Source organism: Streptomyces sp. Tu 2975 (assembly GCF_009832925.1).
In the GTDB taxonomy this organism is placed as follows: domain Bacteria; phylum Actinomycetota; class Actinomycetes; order Streptomycetales; family Streptomycetaceae; genus Streptomyces.
The window spans coordinates 5045339-5062165 of sequence record NZ_CP047140.1 but is presented as its reverse complement, the minus strand read 5'-3'; the positions used below and the strand labels follow the sequence as shown (position 1 = coordinate 5062165).

Here is a 16827-nt window from a genome sequence, read left to right as displayed (position 1 = left end):
AAAGCACGCGTCAAAAGCCTGCGCACTTGCGAAAAACCGCTCGCCACCATCGGTGACGAGCGGCTTAAGGCCTCGTTAATGAGCCACTGCCGTACGGCTCAGGAAGGAACCGGCGCGGCCGGAAGTCCGTACGCGTCGGCGATGAGTTCGTAGCTGCGCAGCCGGGCATCGCCGCCGTGCGCGTTGGCCGTGATCATCAACTCGTCGGCGCCGGTGCGCTTCTGGAGATCGTCGAGTCCGGCACGGACGGCGTCCGGCGTGCCGTGCACCACGTTGCGCAGCCAGCTCTCGGCGACCTCGCGCTCCATCGGGCCGAAGTCGTACGCCTCCGCCTCCTGCGGCGTCGGGATCAGCCCCGGCCGGCCGGTGCGCAGCCGCACCATGGACAGCGCGCCGGTGAGGACCTGCCGGCGGGCCTCCTTCTCGTCGTCGGCGGCGAGCGCGGAGACGCCGATCAGGGCGTACGGGGCGTCGAGCACCGCGGAGGGCCGGAAGGACTCGCGGTAGAGGTCCAGCGCGGGGACGGTGTTCTGTGCCGAGAAGTGGTGCGCGAAGGCGAACGGGAGCCCGAGCACGCCTGCGAGCCGTGCGCTGAACCCGGAGGAACCGAGCAGCCACAGCGGCGGGCGGGCCGGCGACTGGACACCGCCGGGCGAGGTGGCCTGTACGGGGCCGGGGACGGCGTGGATGCGGGCGTACGGGTGCCCGTCGGGGAAGTCGTCGTCCAGGAAGCGGGTCAGCTCGGCGAGCTGCTGCGGGAAGTCGTCCGCCCCTTCGTTCAGCCGGTCGGTGCGGCGCAGGGCAGCTGCCGTCGCGCCGTCGGTGCCGGGAGCCCGGCCGAGACCGAGGTCAATCCGGCCCGGGGCGAGCGCCTCAAGGGTGCCGAACTGCTCCGCGATCACCAAGGGGGCGTGGTTGGGCAGCATCACACCGCCGGAGCCGAGCCGGATGCGCTCGGTGTGGGCGGCGAGATGGGCGAGGATCACGGCCGGGGACGAGGACGCGACGCCGGGCATGGAGTGGTGCTCCGCGACCCAGTGCCGGTGGTAGCCGCGGCTCTCCGCGAGCCGTGCCAGGTCCACGCTGGTACGCAGCGCGTCGGTGGCGGTGCGCCCGCTGCCGACGGTGACGAGGTCGAGCACGGACAGGGGTACGGGGGCGGTCCCGGTCGCCGTACCTCGGATCTCGTCCACTGCATCTGCGTTCACCGCTGGGCCCTCCTGCGTCTGTCGTACGTAGCCTCGACAGCCAACAGGAGGGCGTCTCCGGTTATTCCCCGCACACCCCGAGGTCGGTCCGCGTGACCGGTGGGCGGCCCGGTACAGCGGCCGGCCGGCGTCCCCTCGGGGAACGCCGGCCGTCACGGCAAGGGGCGGGGCTCAGTCGGGGCGGGCGAACAGCAGGCCCAGCTTGTCTCCCCAGGCACGCCGGTCCGCCAGCCGCAGTCCCTCCCACACGGTCACCTGGTTCGCGGTCAGCACCGGCTTGCCCAGCGCTTCCTCCAGGTCGGCCAGATGGGCGACGGTGTGCAGGGCCGTGTCCGGCATCAGCACCACGTCCGCGTTGGGGTGGTCGGCCGAACGGGCGAGGTCGAGGACCTGCTCCCGGTCCCAGGTGCCGACCTCCTCGGCCGTCAGGATGCCGGCGTCCCGGCCGGAGACGACCACCGCGCCGGACTTCTCGAGAAAGGCCGCGAAGTACTCGGTGACGTCCGCCGGATAGGTGGCCGCGATCGCGACCCGCGGCGTGCCCAGGTGCCGCACGGCGTGCACGAAGCCGAACGAGGTGCTGGACGCGGGCAGCCCGGCCGCCTTGGCGAGCTCACGCACCTGCTCGTGGGCGCCCTCCCACCCGAGGACGAAGCTTCCGCTGGTGCATGCCCACACCACCGACTCGGCCCCCTCCAGCCGCAGCGCCTCCATACCGGCGGCGAGCCGCTCCGGCGCGCCCATCTTCAGCAGCGCGTCGACGCGGTGCGCGTCCTCGCCGATGTCGGTGTGGATGATGGGCAGCCTGATGTCGCTGTCCAGCAGGACCTCGAGCCGTGGGTAGTCGTCCTCCGCGAAGTGTCCCGGGTAGAGAAGTCCGACCGTCGTCATGTCCAGCCTTCCTGTTCTTCGGGCTCCGGCTGCGCGTCCGGCAGCGTCCCTGCGAGTGCCTCGGGCTCCATGAGTAGTGCCTGGTAAGGGCCGACGGCCCGGGAGCCGATGGCGCGCAGCGCGGCCCACATCGTCACCTGGTTGGCGGACAGCACCGGCATCCTCAGTTCGGCCTCCAACTGCGGAATCGTGTCGTACGTCGCCAGGTTGGTGCAGCTGATGAACAACGCGTCGGCCGCACCGACCACCGCCGTTCTCGCCATGTCGACCACCGCCCGGTACGGCACCTTCCAGATGTGGCGGGTCAGGCCCAGAAAGGCGCAGCCCGTCACCGTCACTCCAGCTTCTCCCAGATATGCCTCCAGTGAGCGGGTGACCGACTCCGTATAGGGCGTGACGAGGGCGATCCGGCGGGCGCCGAGCTCCTCCAGCGCTTGCAGCAGCGCCCCGGAGGTGGTGAGGGAAGGCACCTCGCCCGCCGAGTTCATCACCTCGCACATGGCGCGTTCCCCGGCGAGGCCCCCCACAAAACTGCCCGAGGCGCAGGCGTACGCGACGACCTCGGGCTCGGACGCGCCGAGGGCACGTACGGCCTCACGCAGCGTCTCGTGCTCACTCACCATTCGGGCCAGGTCGAGGGAGACCCCCACGGGCACGAAAGGGGTCCGTGTCAGACGCAGCGAGACGTCGTCGGGGACCCAGCGCCACAGCTCACGGTCGAGCGCGAAGTCGAACGGGGCGACCACACCGACGCCGTGCTGCGGCTGCGGTCCACCCAGAAAGGAGACATCCATCGCAGGCCCCCTCGGTGTCTTGTTGACGACGGTAGGTTCGGGTGCGAGCGTGGTCAATCCGTACATGTCAGACGTGAGGAAGCGGTCTCCGCCCGATGTCCGAACCACAACTTCTCGTCCTGGCCGCCGATCCCCTGCCGCGGCTCGGCCGGCTGACCGGCAAGGTCCGTGTGGCCTACGCGGACGAGGACACTCTCGCTGACCAACTCCCCTCCGCGGACGCCTTGTTGGTGTGGGACTTCACCTCCGACGCGGTACGCCGGGCCTGGCCGGGCGACGGCCCGCGGCCGCGCTGGGTGCACACCCCGAGCGCCGGCGTGGACCGGCTGCTCTGCCCGGAACTGGCCGAATCCGACACAGTGGTGACCAACGCCCGCGGGATCTTCGAGGCGCCCATCGCCGAATACGTGGCCGCCCTGGTCCTGGCCATGGCCAAGGACCTGCCCGGCACCCTCGACCTCCAGCGGCAGCGGCGCTGGCGCCACCGCGAGGGCCTGTCGGTGGCCGGGACGCGGGCCGCGGTGGTGGGAGCGGGACCCATCGGCCGGGCGATCTCCCGCACGCTCAGGGCGGTCGGGATCCGCACCGCCGTCGTCGGGCGGACGCCGCGCGACGGCATCCACGGCGTCCGCGACCTCGATCCGCTGCTGGCCCGCGCGGACTGGGTGGTGTGCGCGGCGCCGCTCACCGACGACACCCGGGGCATGTTCGACGCCCGGCGCTTCGACCTGATGCAGCCCTCCGCGCGCTTCGTGAACGTGGGTCGCGGGCCGCTCGTGGTCGAGAGCGACCTGGTCGCCGCGCTCGACAAGCGGTGGATCGCGGGAGCCGCCCTCGACGTCTTCGAGCAGGAGCCGCTCCTGCCCGACAGTCCGCTGTGGGACACGCCCGGCCTGATCGTCTCCCCGCACATGAGCGGGGACACGGTCGGCTGGCGCGACCGGCTCGGGGAACAGTTCGTCGACATGTACGAGTTGTGGTCCGCCGGAAAGCCCCTTCCGAACGTGGTGGACAAGAAACGTGGGTACGTCCCCATGCATGACGACTCGCCTGACTGACCTCACCGCACGTCGACTGCTGGCCGGCTACCGAAAGGGCGACTTCTCCCCCGTCGAGGCGACCCGCGCGGCACTGGAACGGATCGAGGAGACGGAACCGCAGGTCAACGCCTTCGTCCGGGTCGACGCCGAGGAGGCCATGGCTCAGGCGGAGGCGTCGGCGCGGCGATGGCACCACGGCGAGCCGGAAGGGCTGCTGGACGGGGTGCCCGTCACGGTGAAGGACATCCTGCTCCAGCGCGGCGGCCCGACACTGCGCGGCTCGTGGACCATCGGCAGCGACGGCCCCTGGGACGAGGACGCGCCGTCGGTCGCCCGGCTGCGGGCCCACAACGCGGTGTTCCTCGGCAAGACGACGACCCCCGAGTTCGGCTGGAAGGGCGTCACCGACTCACCCCGGCACGGGGTGACCGGCAACCCCTGGGACCCGTCGCGCACCGCGGGCGGCTCCAGCGGCGGGAGCGCCGCGGCCGTCGCGCTCGGCGCGGGCGCGCTGTCGCTCGGGACGGACGGTGGCGGCTCGGTACGTATCCCGGCCTCCTTCTGTGGTGTCTTCGGGCTCAAACCGACGTACGGGCGGGTGCCGATGTATCCGTCGAGCCCCTTCGGGACGCTGGCCCACGTCGGGCCGCTGACACGGGACGCGGCGGACGCGGCGCTGATGCTCGACGTGATCACCGGCGAGGACTGGCGTGACTGGTCCCATCTGGGCCCCTCCTCCTCGGTGGCGGCGGGCCTCGCCGAGGGCGTCAAGGGCCTGCGGATCGCGTACTCACCGTCGCTCGGCGGCCAGGTCGCGGTACGGCCCGCCGTCGCCTCGGCCGTACGGCGGGCCGTGGGCGCGCTGGCGGAGGCCGGGGCGTACGTCGAGGAGACCGACCCCGACTTCACCGACCCCGTCGAGGCCTTCCATACGCTGTGGTTCAGCGGCGCGGCCCGTCTGGTGCAGCACCTCGGCACGAAGCAGCGCGACCTGCTCGACCCCGGCCTCCGGGAGATCGTCGCGGCCGGGGAGGAGTACAGCGCGCTCGACTATCTGGCGGCGGTCGACACGCGGATGGCACTGGGCCGGCGGATGGGCCGCTTCCACACGTCGTACGACCTGCTGGTCACGCCGACGCTGCCGATCACGGCGTTCGAGGCGGGCGTGGAGGTCCCCGCGGGCTCACCGCACCACCGCTGGACGGGGTGGACGCCGTTCACGTACCCCTTCAACCTCACGCAGCAGCCCGCGGCGTCGGTACCGTGCGGCACGGACGAGGCGGGCCTGCCGATCGGCGTCCAACTGGTCGGTCCGCGGCACGCGGACGCGGTCGTGCTGCGCGCGGCACACTCGCTGTACGAGTCGGGCGTACCGGGCCGGTGACCTCTACGCCCGCCGGAAGGACAGCGTCTCCCCGGCCGCCCCCGTGCGCCACAGGTCCTGGCACGCGTCGGCCATCACGTCGAGCCCTTCCACGACCTCGCCCCACACGATGCCCGGCACCCATCCGGTGTCCCCGTTCAGCAGCAGGTTGTTGCGTTCGTAGAACAGCGCGAGGTCCACGACCGTCGCCCGCCCGCGGTGCGCGGCGGCGGACCCGTAGCCGTAGGAGTCCGTGCCCAACTGCACATCCGTGAAGGTGAAATAGCACAGATCGCCCGGGATGGGGGTAACCGTCGGGTTCTCCAGCGGCGGCTCCTGCGCGGCGAAGGCAGGCAGCAGCGCATAGATCTCATTCCGCGCGTATTTCGCGTGGTAGACATCTCCGGCGAGCGGCAGCGCCTCCCACACCGCCGCGCAGGTCAGCGGGGCTTTGTCGAAGAGCAGACGGGCGGTGCACTCCACGCCTCGCTTGCTCAAGGCAACGGTCAGGTATCGGTCGGCCATCTCATACGCATACCCCGCGAGCGCCCGGGTAGCCGCGCGCCCATGGCTCGTACAAGACAACCAGGATCGATGAGCAGACGCGCCCTGTTGCTCGGCACGGCGGCCGCCGGCGCGCTGACCGTCGCCGGTGCGGCGGGGTGCAGTCGCGTGCCGTCCGGCGACGCGCTGGCCCGGCTGAAGTCCCAGGGCACCGTGCGCCTCGGCATCGCGGGCGAGGTGCCGTACGGCTATGTCGATGAACAGGGCGAGTTCACGGGCGAGGCCCCTGAGCTGGCCCGGGTCATCTTCCAGCGGCTCGGGATAGACAGTGTCCAGCCGGTCGCGACCGACTTCGCCTCCCTCATACCCGGGTTGAACTCACAGCAGTTCGATGTGGTCTCCGCGGGGATGTACATCAACAAGGAGCGGTGCGAGCAGGTCATCTTCGCCGACCCCGAGTACCAGATGCTCGACTCTTTCATCGTGCGCAAGGGCAACCCGAAGAACCTGCGCACCTACGAGGACGTGGTGAAGGCGAAGGCGAGATTCTCCACCGGAACGGGCTACGCCGAGATCGCCTACGCGGTCGCCGCGGGCATTCCGGAGAAGGACATCGTCATCCTCCAGGACCAGGTGGCCGGGCTGAACGCCGTCGAGTCCGGACGCGTGGACGTCTTCGCGGGCACCGCGCTGACCGCCCGCGAGGTGGTGAGGAAGAGCACGAAGGCGGAGGCGACCGAGCCGTTCGCGGCCGTGGTCGACGGCGAGAAGCAGATCGACGGCGGCGGGTTCGCGTTCCGGCCGACCGACACCGAGCTGCGTGACGCCTTCAACGTGGAGATCCACAAGATGAAGAAGAGCGGCGAGCTCTTCCGCATCCTGAAGCCGTTCGGATTCACGAAGAACGAGATGACCACGCTCACTGCCGAGGAGCTGTGCCGATGACAGCCGGACTCTGGCAGAACTGGGTGCTGCCCGGTATCTGGATCACCGTTCAACTGCTGGTCTACAGCGCGGCCCTGGCGGCCGTCGTCGCCTTCACCGTCGGCACGGCGCGCACCCACCGCTCGCGGACCGTCCGCTTCCTGGCGGGCTTCTACACCGAGATCTTCCGGGGCACCTCCGCGCTGGTGCTGATGTTCTGGCTGTTCTTCGTGGTGCCCCCGCTCATGGGTCGGCAGCTCGTCCCCATGTGGGCCGCGGTGCTGGCGCTCGGCCTGTCGTACGGCGCGTACGGCGCCGAGATCGTGCGGGGCGCGCTCAACTCGGTGGCCGTCGCGCAGCGCGAGGCGGGCATCGCGCTGAGCTTCACGCCGTGGCAGCGGCTGCGGCTGATCCTGCTGCCGCAGGCGGTGCCGGAGATGATGCCGTCGTTCTGCAACCTGCTGATCGAACTGCTCAAGGGCACGGCCCTGGTGTCGCTGCTGGGTGTGGGTGACGTCTCCTTCGCCGCCTACCTGGTGCGGCTGGCCACTCAGGAGAGTGCCCAGATCTACACCATCAGCCTGGTCATCTACTTCGTGCTCGCCTTCGTCCTTACGCGTTCGATGAAGGCGCTGGAGCGCAGGACCAAACGGAACCTCGGCATCGAATCGCCGCCCGGTCTGCTCGGCGGCCTGTTCGCCAAGGACCCGGGCCGTGAGCGCGCCGAGGACAAGCTCGCCGGCACGGCGGTGGCGGGGGGTGCTTCGAAGTGACCTGGGACTGGTCCGCGATCGCGGACTTCATGCCGCGCTTCTGGGACGGCGTGCTGATCACGCTGCAGGTGCTGGTGCTCGGCTCGTTGATCTCGTTCACCCTCGGCCTCGTCTGGGCGATCGCGTTCAGGGCGCCGACCCGTTTCATCCGGTGGCCGGTGAACCTCGTCACCGAGTTCATCCGCACCACCCCGCTGCTGGTACAGCTGTTCTTCCTCTACTTCGTGCTGCCGGAATGGGGCGTGCAGTTCTCCGCCCTGACCACGGGCACGATCGCGATCGGGCTGCACTACTCGACATACACCGCGCAGGTCTACCGCGCCGGCATCGAAGCGGTGCCGCCCGGGCAGTGGGAGGCGGCCACGGCACTGAGCCTGCCCGCCCACCGCACCTGGATCGCGGTCATCCTGCCGCAGGCCGTACGCCGGATCACGCCTGCGCTCGGCAACTACGTCATCGCGATGCTCAAGGACACTCCGCTGCTCGCGGCGATCGGCGTGCTGGAGCTGCTCCAGCAGTCGCGGCTGGAGAGCGCGTCGACGTTCCAGTACACCGAGCCGCTGACCCTGATCGGCATCGCCTTCGTCCTCATCGCCTATCCGGCTTCTCTTCTCGTACGAGCCCTGGAGCGCCGCCTTGTCCGCTGACCTCACCGGCACCACGCCCGACACCCTGATCCGGTTCGACAACGTCACCAAGAGATTCGGCGACAACACGGTCCTCGACGATCTCTGCTTCTCGGTCCGCCCGGGCAAGCACGTCACGCTGATCGGCCCGTCCGGCTCGGGCAAGACCACGATCCTGCGGCTGCTGATGACCTTGGAGAGGCCCGACGAGGGCACGATCCAGGTGCACGGCAACCGGCTCTTCCCGGCCCCCGAGAAGGAGCGCCGCGAGGCGCGGAAGAAGATCGGCATGGTCTTCCAGCAGTTCAACCTGTTCCCCAACATGACCGTGCTGCGGAACCTGACGGAGGCCCCGGTGCGGGTGCTGGGCCTCTCCAAGGACGAGGCCGAGGTGCGCGCCAAGGAGCTCCTCGACCTGGTGGGGCTGGCCGACCGCTGCGACGCGAAGCCGACGCAGCTCTCCGGCGGCCAGCAGCAGCGGGTGGCGATCGCCCGGGCGCTGGCCATGCGGCCGCAGGTGCTGCTGCTCGACGAGGTGACCTCGGCGCTCGACCCCGAGCTGGTCGCCGGGGTGCTGGACCTGCTGCGCGACATCGCGCGCACCACGGACATCACCATGCTCTGTGTGACCCATGAGATGAATTTCGCCCGTGACATCTCGGACGACGTGCTCATGTTCGACGCCGGGAAGGTGATCGAGTCCGGGCCGCCGGAAAAAATCTTCTCGGATCCGGAGCACGAACGTACTCGCGAATTCCTCGGTGCGGTGCTCTGACCTGTTACTCCGTCGGCCGGTCCGGCCTCTGGCATATGCCATGGTGATGCGCCCCAGCGTGTGACGCGGGGCGCCTCATCATTTACGCCAACAGGCGCCCATCAAACGGGTCTTGGCCGCTATCGTGGTAGGGAAGCTTGCGGTAACAACCTGCTAGGGGGAAACCGTGGCGCTGAAGCCGGAGCCGACCGCGCCGTTCCACTCGGTGCAATACGTCTTGCGCGTCCTGGAGACGATCTCCAAGCACAGTGGCGGAGTCACCGACGTCCAGATCGCACGGGAGACCGGCCTGCCGACCGGCCACCTCGCCCCGCTGCTGGCCATGCTCCGCCGCGAGGCATATGTGGAGCAGGTCGCCGACGGCGCCTACGTGATCGGCGAATCACTGGTCCTGCTGGGCTCCGGCGCCACCCGCAAGGAGGCGCTGGCGGCCAAGCTCCAGGACACCCTGACCGAGCTGCGCGACTCGGTCGGCGCCGCCGTCTACATCAGCCGTTACATCGACGGCGAGGTCAAGATCACCCAGTTCGCCGACGGCCCTGGCACACCGAAGGTGAACGAGTGGGTGGACTTCCGCTCCGCCGCCCACGCCAGCGCGGTCGGCAAGTGTCTGCTGACCCAGCTCGACGTGAACGGCCGCCGCGACCATCTCTCCCGGCACAAGATCGCCCGTCTGACCTCGCGCACGATCACCAGCGAGCGGCTGCTCTTCTCCAAGCTGGACAGCCAGCCGCCGACAGTCCCCGTCCTGGACCTCCAGGAGTACGCGGTGGGCACCGTGTGCGCCGCCGTTCCGCTGACGGCCGGCTCCTCCGTGGGCTGCCTGGCGCTGTCCCTCCCGGTCGAGCACGCGCACCGGCTGCGCTCGGCCGCCGACACCCTGAACCGCCGGGCGGCCCCGGTGGTGCTATCGCTCGCGATCTAGAGCCGTCCGCGGCGCCCACCTCGTACCTGGTCCGGAGCACCCCTTCCGGCCAGGTACTATTAATGAGTCAGCCGCGGAGCGGCGGACAGAAGAGGCGCCGCTAGCTCAGTTGGTTAGAGCAGCTGACTCTTAATCAGCGGGTCCGGGGTTCGAGTCCCTGGCGGCGCACAACCAGACCCTGTGGGGCATTCCGGTGATTCGGGATGCCCCACAGGGCTTTTCCGCGTGAGGTACACCTGCCGCAGGGCACCGACCCGTGCGCCGATATGGCGCTCCTCACAGTTCGTACGGGTAGAGGGCCACCTTCTCCCGCTCCGCGTGGATGTCGATCCATGTTCCGAGGGCCCCGTCCGGCAGCGGGCCGGCCAGGTCCAGCAGGATCAAGGTCCCCGCCAGGTCCAGGACGGCGGCGGCACGGGCGACATCGTCGAGCCGACCGCGCAGCAGCAGACCGTCCGACCGCGGGCCGATCCGGTAGGACTGCTCGGGGCGGGATGCGTGTTGGCCAGCCAGGCCACGTCCTCGTCGACCGTCCACTCGGCGTCGTACCGGCCGGGCAGTGCGTCGGGGTCACCGCACCAGCGGGCGACGACCGGTCCGATGGGGGTGCGCGCGTGAGCGAGGCACAGTCCGCCGGGGAGCTGTTCGGTTTTCTCCAGATCGATCAGCATGGCTGCGGGCGGCCCTCCGGACGGCGAAGGAGGGATCGATTCACGGTCATCCGATGATCCTGCCAGGTGCACCCGCTTTCCATGAACATCACGGGGCACAACGGGCACACGACCACGGCGACCCCCGGCGGAAGGGGTCGCCGCGGTGTGACCGGCCTGCCGTCAGAACTGCACGTCGGAGCAGGCGTAGAAGGCGTTCGCCGTGTCGTGCACCGTCCACACCGCCAGGATCAGATGGCGGCCCGACCGCTGGGGAAGGTTGCCGGAGTGGGACAGGGTGGCCGGCGGCTGCTGACCGCCGTAAGGGATGGTCAGGAAGGGCTGCGACTCCAGTGCGGCCCTGGTCAGCGGCTGACTCGGGTTCCAGCCGGCCTTGGTGATGTAGTACTTGAAGTCGGTGGTGCGGTGCCTGGCGGTGAACTGCCAGCGGAAGGTGTAGTTCTGGCCCGAGCTGACCTTGGTGGTGGGCCAGGTTCCGCCGCGCGGGTCGTCCAGTTCGGCGAACTGACCGTTGCCGCCCGCACAGATCCTGCCGTCGGCCGGACCCGCGGCCGGGAAGCCCTTCGGGCCCTCGACGCTCTGCGGCTCCCACTGGATCTGGCCGCAGTTGCTCACCGTCTTGTTGGCGCAGAGCTTCTGCCGGCTGATCGGTGAGTCGGTGTAGCCGTGGCTGCTCGCGCTGCCTGTGGCGAGCAGGGTCGCACCCGTCACGACGAGGCCGACCGCGGCCGCGCCTATCTTCATTCGCATGCTTGGCTCCTGGTAGAACGTGGGGAGTTCCGAGGCACTTGCTGCACGCGTGCGGTATTGCTTGTTCCGGTCTAGACCAAGTTCCAATGTATTGACGCCCGTTGGAGATGTCCAGACCAATCACGGGGCCTCGACGGCGCCCGCCCGACCCGTGTAGAAGGCAACGGTCAGATCCTTCACCAGTGCCTTGCGCTCGTAGTCGTCCAGATCGACCAGGCCACGCGCGGTCAGCCTGCCCACCGTCTCCTCGACCGCGTCCACCACCGAAGTCAGCACGGTGTTCCGGTGCTTGGCGTCGATCGCCGCGACCCGGCGGCGCTGCATCGCGGCCGCCACCTCCGGCGCGTAGTCGACGGCCACCGGCTGCGCCGCGAAGACCTCGACCCCGACCGCCGCGCACTGCGCCGCCAGCATCTTCGTCAGCCTGTCCCCGACCGCCTCCGCGTTGCGCAGCGTCGGCACCGCCGGGAGGAAGGCGTCGGCGGGCAGCTGCGAGAAGACCCGCGCGGTGGCCGCCTCCACCTGCTCCCGCAGATACGCCTCGTGGTCGGCCACGCCGAGTGCGGCGCGCGCCGTGTCCTTGACCCGCCACACCACCAGCACCACCGCACGCAGCGGCGCTCCCTCGGCGTCGACGACGGCCATCGGCTCGCTGCGCCAGTGCCGCAGCCGTACGTCGATCCGCCGGCGCAGCACCAGCGGGCTGACCCACACCAGTCCGGTACGCCGCACACTGCCGCGGTAGTCGCCGCAGAGCGTGAGCACCCACGCCCGGCCGACCTGGCCCCGCCCGAGCCCGCCGAGCGCGAAGAGCGCCAGGATCACCCCGAGTGTGAGCAGGCACCACAGCCAGATCCCGATGCCCCCGTACGGCGGCGGGGTCAGCCCGAACACGGCCGCGAGCGCGTCCGGCACCGCCCCGGTCCCCCAGATCACCGCACCGATCCCGGCGAGCGAGCAGCCGCCCGCGACGAGCCCCGTCCAGCCAGGCAGTACGGGTCCGGGGCGCTCGGCGAGCTGCGGATCGACGGGCGGCACGGGCCGGGCCGCGGCGGAGGACTTCCGCGGTCCCGGCTGCTGCGGTCCAGACTTCTGCTGTCCGGACTTCTGCGCTCCGGACCCGTCCTGGCGCGGCTGCCGCGGATCGGGCTCGTCCGGGCGCTCGTGTGGCCGGCGCTTCGTCAGGTCGGGCTTGTCCGTATCGGCCTTCCGCAGGTCCGGCTTCTTCAGGTCCTGCGTCCGCGGGTCCTGCTGCTGCGGGTCGAGGACGCCGGGCCCGGTGCCGTGCCCCTGCTGGGACTCGTGCGCGGCGGGCGGTTCGTGCCCGACCCTCGGCTGCTCGCCCGTGCCCTGCCGCCGCGCCACGACGGTGGGCCGCAGCGGGGCCGTGTCCTCCCTGAACAGCAGGTGGACGGGGATCTCGGTCGTCGTCTCGCTCGCGATGACGAAGTTGCGCCGCGGGCTCTCGGACGGCACGGTGCCCTCCGGCTCCGACGTCGTGGTGTTCATGCCTGCCGCCTTAGCTGGTCGCTCTGTTGTGTCGTCGGGTGTGCTCGTGCCCGGTGCCCCGGGACCGGGGTCCTAGGAGAAGAGACGCCTCCAGGTCTCCGGCCCCGGATAGCCGTCCGCCGCCGCGCCGCGCCAGCCCTGGGCGCGCTGGAACGCCTGGACGTTGCGGCGGTCCGCCTCCCGCCAGCGCGGACTCGGTCCGGACGTGTAGTGCTTGCCGTAACCACGCTCGACCAGGCGCTTGCCCAGTTGGGTGACGTACGCGTTGGAGCGGCCGGGCCGGAAGTGGGCGCGGCCGGGAAAGGCCGGCCTACCGGCGTTCGGGCCGTTGGCCGCCGGCTTCGCGGCGGGGATGTTCCTTCCCTGCTTGTTCACCAGCAGCCGCCAGGTGTGCGGTCCCGGCAGGCCGTCCGCCTCCTTGCCGCGCCAGCCCTGGGCACGCTGGAAGGCCCGGGTCGCCCGCCGGTCGGCCTCCGTCCAGCGCGGATCGGGCCCCTCCCGGTAGAACCGCTTGCCGCCGCGCGCCACGAGCATCTCGCCGAGGCGCGTGACGGACGCGTTGTTCGTGCCCGTCCCGAAGCGGGTGACGCCCGGGAAGGCAACGGCCTCCCGTTGTCCCCCGGCCGCGCCGGCGCCGGTACCGAGGCCCTTGTAGCGGTAGGCGACGTAGGAGGCCGAGTTGTTCCAGTAGGCCATCGGCGTGGCCTGTTTGCGGGTGTGCGGCTTGGTCTGCTCGTACGCCGTGTAGTGGGTGTGCGTGTAGTCGGTCCAGCCGCCGAAGATCGTGACGTGCGAGCCGCCCGTCGGGTCGGCCGGATTGTGGAAGAGCAGGATGTCCCCGGCCTGGAGATCGTCGCGCAGGATCCGGTCGCCGAACTGGGCGAGGCTGCCGGTCCACTCGTTCTTCGCCAGGTTCCAGGCCATCGACACATAGCCGGAGCAGTCCTGGCGGTACCCGTCGGACCAGTACTTCGACATGCTGTACGGCACCTTGGCGTCGACCCATTTCTTGGCGCGGTTGATGATCTCCGCGCGGGTGCTGGCGCGCAGCGGCGCCTTCGCTGCGGCGGGCCGGCCGCCGGGGCCGTGCAGCGGCGCGGTGCCGCCCTGTTCGGTGGCCGGCCCCGGTTCGGCGGTCCGCTCTCCGGGCCGTTCCCCGGATCGCGCGGCGGCGGGGGAGGCGTTCTTCGCCACCGCCCCCGTTCCCGTGGCTCCCAGGACGACCCCGGCGGCGGTGACCACGACCAGCGCCCTGCGGCAGCCCTGCGCCGAGGGGTGTTCCCCGGCCGCGAGCGTGCGGCGCCGGTGCGCGCACCCCGCGCAGCCGCAGTCCGCGGCGGGCTCGAACTCCTCGAAGACCGGTACGGCAGCCATGTCTGTCCCCTCCGCACTCAGCAAGATCTTCTGACGATGTTTCACGGGCGCCAGTGTCCCAGCGGTATGGACATAACGCATTTTGACGGATCAAAGGTTAAAAATGATGATTCGACAGGCTGTGGCGCGTCCTCGCGGCGACCAGTGTGGTTGCGCGGAGCACCGTCGGAGTTCCGGTAGAGTTCTCCAGGTCAGCAGGCGCCGCTAGCTCAGTTGGTTAGAGCAGCTGACTCTTAATCAGCGGGTCCGGGGTTCGAGTCCCTGGCGGCGCACGCGGAACCGAGGCCCCCTCGCCACAGGCGAGGGGGCCTCGGTCGTACCGTCGGCGCCCCCTTGGCCGTGCGTACGATCATTTCCGGCCAATGCCTACCGGTCGGAAACCTCCGACCCGAGAGGGTTCCAAATCGCGCATACGATCGGTTAACGGCCCGTTTCGCCCTTGCGATCATGACTGGGCTCCGAGAACCTATGGTGGAGCCGGTCACTCCAATTAAGCGCCCGGTTTGGGCAGTTGGGTGCGGTTTCGGGGGCCGCTTCCGGTGCGCGGAGCAAGGGGTGGGGGCCCCTTCACGGCCGGAACACGCGACGGGCATCATGCAACCGAAGGGTGACCGTTTCATGTCTGTAGGAACGGTGGCCAGCCACCACTGACATGCCCGGGACAGCAGGTACAGGGGATCCTGCGGCCCCAGGTGACACGACCGACCACAGCACGCGTAGACCCCGCGTGCGGGGGGATGATCAATGCAGTCGACGCCGGACGGCACCGGGCAGCCGGAAGACTCTTCGCGGACCACACAGCTGCGGGTGCCCGCGCACCTGCGTGCCGCCACCGCGCGGCTGCGCCCGAGGAAGGCGCTGCCGCGTTACGACTACGAGCACTACAGCCGGCTGGCGGGCCCCCTCACGCAGCCCGACCCCAACCGGCCGTACACGGTCCGGTACCGCTCGCTGCTCTCGCAGGAGCCCCACCGGATACGTGCCGCACTGCTGCTCGGTGCCGCGCCGCTGCTGTCGCTGGGCCTGTTCGCCTGGCTGATGCAGCCCCAGCACTGGACCGACCGCGACCCGAACCTCGAGAACGACCTGCTGCTCGTCCTCGACATCGTCATGCTCGTCTCGATCGGCCTGATCGAGCTGTTCCGGACGATGAACGTCCTGTCCAACGCCCACGCGACGCTGGTGGCACGCGACCCGGTGCCGGTGGTGCCCGAGTCCGGCACCCGCGTCGCCTTCCTCACCTCCTTCGTGCCGGGCAAGGAGCCCCTGGAGATGGTGACGAAGACCCTCGAGGCGGCGGTGAAGATCCGGCACCGGGGTCTGATGCACGTCTGGCTGCTCGACGAGGGCGACGACCCGGCCGTCAAGGAGGTCTGCGCCCGTCTCGGCGTCCACCACTTCTCCCGTAAGGGCGTCGCCAGGTGGAACCAGGAGAAGGGCGCGCACCGGGCGAAGACCAAGCACGGCAACTACAACGCGTGGCTCGATGCGCACGGCGGCAACTACGACTTCTTCGCCTCCGTCGACACCGACCATGTCCCGCTGCCCAACTACCTGGAGCGGATGCTCGGCTACTTCCGCGACCCGGACGTCGGCTTCGTCATCGGCCCGCAGGTCTACGGCAACTACGACACCTTCGTCACCAAGGCCGCCGAGTCGCAGCAGTTCCTCTTCCACGCCCTGATCCAGCGGGCGGGCAACCGCTACGGCGCCCCGATGTTCGTCGGCACCTCCAACGCCGTGCGCATCAGGGCCATCAAACAGATCGGCGGGCTGTACGACTCGATCACCGAGGACATGGCCACCGGCTTCGAGATGCACCGCGCCACCAACCCGGCCACCGGCAACAAGTGGCGCTCGGTCTACACGCCCGACGTACTGGCCGTCGGCGAGGGCCCCACGGCGTGGACCGACTTCTTCACCCAGCAGCTGCGCTGGTCCCGCGGCACGTACGAGACGATCCTCAAGCAGTACTGGAAGGGCTTCGGCACCCTGCCGCCCGGCAAGCTCTTCAACTACACGATGATGATCATCTTCTATCCGATGTCCGCCCTCAACTGGATCCTCGCGGCCCTGAGCTGCGCGCTGTTCCTGGGCATGGGCGCCTCCGGTGTGCAGATCGACCCGGCCATCTGGATGATGCTCTACGGCAACGCCTCCGCCCTCCAGATCGGCCTGTACATCTGGAACCGCCGGCACAACGTGTCGCCGCACGAGCCGGAGGGCTCCGGCGGCCTCGCCGGCATGGTGATGTCGGCGCTCTCCGCGCCCATCTACGCCCGTTCGCTGATGGACGCCGTACTGCGGCGCAAGAGCTCGTTCGTGGTGACCCCCAAGGGCGACTCGTCGAGCCCCGACACCCTGTTCGGCACGTTCCGCATCCACCTGTTCTTCATCGCCGTCTTCGGAGGCTCGCTCGCCTCTTCGTTCTGGCTCGGGCACAACCATCCGGCGATGATCACCTGGGCGTCGTTGGCGCTGCTGATCACGGCCGCGCCGATCTTCGCCTGGCGGCACGGCATCGCCACGGAGAAGAAGAAGCGCAGGAGACGGCACGCGGGAGACCGGCCGCCGGCCGGGCCGGGCTCCGGCGGCCCTCATGTGCCGCAGCAACGGCCCCGTTTCGCGGACCCCCGCCCAGGTCCCGGAGCGACCACGGACCAGACCATGCAGATCGCCCTTGGGGGACGTAAGAAATGA

Annotated in this window: 16 protein-coding genes and 2 tRNA genes; 10 read left to right on the top strand and 8 right to left on the bottom strand. The window is 70.0% G+C overall.

Going from position 1 to position 16827, the window contains the following annotated elements; all coding sequences use genetic code 11:
- Nucleotides 1-98: 98 nt before the first annotated feature.
- The 3 genes from GLX30_RS22475 to GLX30_RS22465 all read right to left on the bottom strand — a co-directional run bounded on the left by GLX30_RS22475 (nucleotide 99) and on the right by GLX30_RS22465 (nucleotide 2893).
- Nucleotides 99-1208 (bottom strand): LLM class flavin-dependent oxidoreductase, encoded by a 1110-nt coding sequence (locus tag GLX30_RS22475; RefSeq protein WP_159691748.1) that lies wholly within the window; start codon nucleotides 1206-1208, stop codon nucleotides 99-101.
- 171 nt (nucleotides 1209-1379) lie between these two features.
- Entirely contained in the window at nucleotides 1380-2099 is a 720-nt protein-coding gene (locus GLX30_RS22470) for a decarboxylase (RefSeq protein ID WP_159691746.1), read from the bottom strand.
- Entirely contained in the window at nucleotides 2096-2893 is a 798-nt protein-coding gene (locus GLX30_RS22465; RefSeq protein WP_244258255.1) for an aspartate/glutamate racemase family protein, read from the bottom strand. The genes GLX30_RS22470 and GLX30_RS22465 overlap by 4 nt, the downstream gene beginning before the upstream one ends.
- Before the next feature lie 95 nt (nucleotides 2894-2988).
- Here GLX30_RS22465 and GLX30_RS22460 point away from each other — a divergent pair, with 95 nt between their 5' ends.
- Complete coding sequence (locus GLX30_RS22460) at nucleotides 2989-3951, top strand: D-2-hydroxyacid dehydrogenase (RefSeq protein ID WP_159691742.1); 963 nt, start codon at nucleotides 2989-2991, stop codon at nucleotides 3949-3951.
- Nucleotides 3932-5317 carry an amidase gene (locus GLX30_RS22455; protein ID WP_159691740.1) on the top strand — a complete coding sequence of 462 codons (1386 nt, stop codon included), beginning with the start codon at nucleotides 3932-3934 and terminating at the stop codon, nucleotides 5315-5317. The genes GLX30_RS22460 and GLX30_RS22455 overlap by 20 nt, the downstream gene beginning before the upstream one ends.
- Before the next feature lie 3 nt (nucleotides 5318-5320).
- On the opposite strand, the gene GLX30_RS22450 is transcribed toward GLX30_RS22455, so the two are convergent.
- Nucleotides 5321-5821, bottom strand: coding sequence for a DUF3830 family protein (locus GLX30_RS22450; protein WP_159691738.1), 501 nt, complete (start codon nucleotides 5819-5821; stop codon nucleotides 5321-5323).
- Between the two features lie 69 nt (nucleotides 5822-5890).
- Here GLX30_RS22450 and ehuB point away from each other — a divergent pair, with 69 nt between their 5' ends.
- The 6 genes from ehuB to GLX30_RS22420 all read left to right on the top strand — a co-directional run bounded on the left by ehuB (nucleotide 5891) and on the right by GLX30_RS22420 (nucleotide 9991).
- Nucleotides 5891-6745, top strand: coding sequence for an ectoine/hydroxyectoine ABC transporter substrate-binding protein EhuB (gene ehuB / locus GLX30_RS22445; RefSeq protein WP_159691736.1), 855 nt, complete (start codon nucleotides 5891-5893; stop codon nucleotides 6743-6745).
- A complete protein-coding gene (gene ehuC, locus GLX30_RS22440; RefSeq protein WP_159691734.1) occupies nucleotides 6742-7497 on the top strand; it encodes an ectoine/hydroxyectoine ABC transporter permease subunit EhuC in 756 nt (251 codons plus the stop codon). The genes ehuB and ehuC overlap by 4 nt, the downstream gene beginning before the upstream one ends.
- Entirely contained in the window at nucleotides 7494-8144 is a 651-nt protein-coding gene (gene ehuD / locus GLX30_RS22435; RefSeq protein ID WP_159691732.1) for an ectoine/hydroxyectoine ABC transporter permease subunit EhuD, read from the top strand. The genes ehuC and ehuD overlap by 4 nt, the downstream gene beginning before the upstream one ends.
- Nucleotides 8134-8898 carry an ectoine/hydroxyectoine ABC transporter ATP-binding protein EhuA gene (gene ehuA / locus GLX30_RS22430; protein WP_159691730.1) on the top strand — a complete coding sequence of 255 codons (765 nt, stop codon included), beginning with the start codon at nucleotides 8134-8136 and terminating at the stop codon, nucleotides 8896-8898. Before ehuD ends, ehuA begins: the two co-directional genes overlap by 11 nt.
- A gap of 166 nt (nucleotides 8899-9064) precedes the next feature.
- Nucleotides 9065-9823, top strand: coding sequence for an IclR family transcriptional regulator C-terminal domain-containing protein (locus tag GLX30_RS22425; protein ID WP_159691728.1), 759 nt, complete (start codon nucleotides 9065-9067; stop codon nucleotides 9821-9823).
- A gap of 94 nt (nucleotides 9824-9917) precedes the next feature.
- Nucleotides 9918-9991, top strand: a tRNA-Lys gene (locus GLX30_RS22420).
- Between the two features lie 212 nt (nucleotides 9992-10203).
- Here GLX30_RS22420 and GLX30_RS22415 read toward each other — a convergent pair.
- The 4 genes from GLX30_RS22415 to GLX30_RS22400 all read right to left on the bottom strand — a co-directional run bounded on the left by GLX30_RS22415 (nucleotide 10204) and on the right by GLX30_RS22400 (nucleotide 14127).
- The gene (locus tag GLX30_RS22415; RefSeq protein ID WP_159691726.1) at nucleotides 10204-10494 is read right to left on the bottom strand and encodes a hypothetical protein; all 291 of its coding nucleotides are present in this window, start codon (nucleotides 10492-10494) and stop codon (nucleotides 10204-10206) included.
- A gap of 162 nt (nucleotides 10495-10656) precedes the next feature.
- Nucleotides 10657-11244: a lytic polysaccharide monooxygenase gene (locus GLX30_RS22410; protein WP_159691724.1), complete on the bottom strand. Its 588-nt coding sequence runs from the start codon at nucleotides 11242-11244 to the stop codon at nucleotides 10657-10659.
- A 120-nt stretch (nucleotides 11245-11364) separates the two neighbouring features.
- Nucleotides 11365-12753 (bottom strand): SPFH domain-containing protein, encoded by a 1389-nt coding sequence (locus GLX30_RS22405; protein WP_159691722.1) that lies wholly within the window; start codon nucleotides 12751-12753, stop codon nucleotides 11365-11367.
- A gap of 72 nt (nucleotides 12754-12825) precedes the next feature.
- Nucleotides 12826-14127 (bottom strand): peptidoglycan-binding protein, encoded by a 1302-nt coding sequence (locus GLX30_RS22400; protein WP_159691720.1) that lies wholly within the window; start codon nucleotides 14125-14127, stop codon nucleotides 12826-12828.
- Between the two features lie 198 nt (nucleotides 14128-14325).
- Between GLX30_RS22400 and GLX30_RS22395 the strand changes: the two genes are divergently transcribed.
- Nucleotides 14326-14399: transfer RNA gene (locus GLX30_RS22395), tRNA-Lys, on the top strand.
- A 472-nt stretch (nucleotides 14400-14871) separates the two neighbouring features.
- Entirely contained in the window at nucleotides 14872-16827 is a 1956-nt protein-coding gene (locus tag GLX30_RS22390) for a cellulose synthase catalytic subunit (RefSeq protein WP_159691718.1), read from the top strand.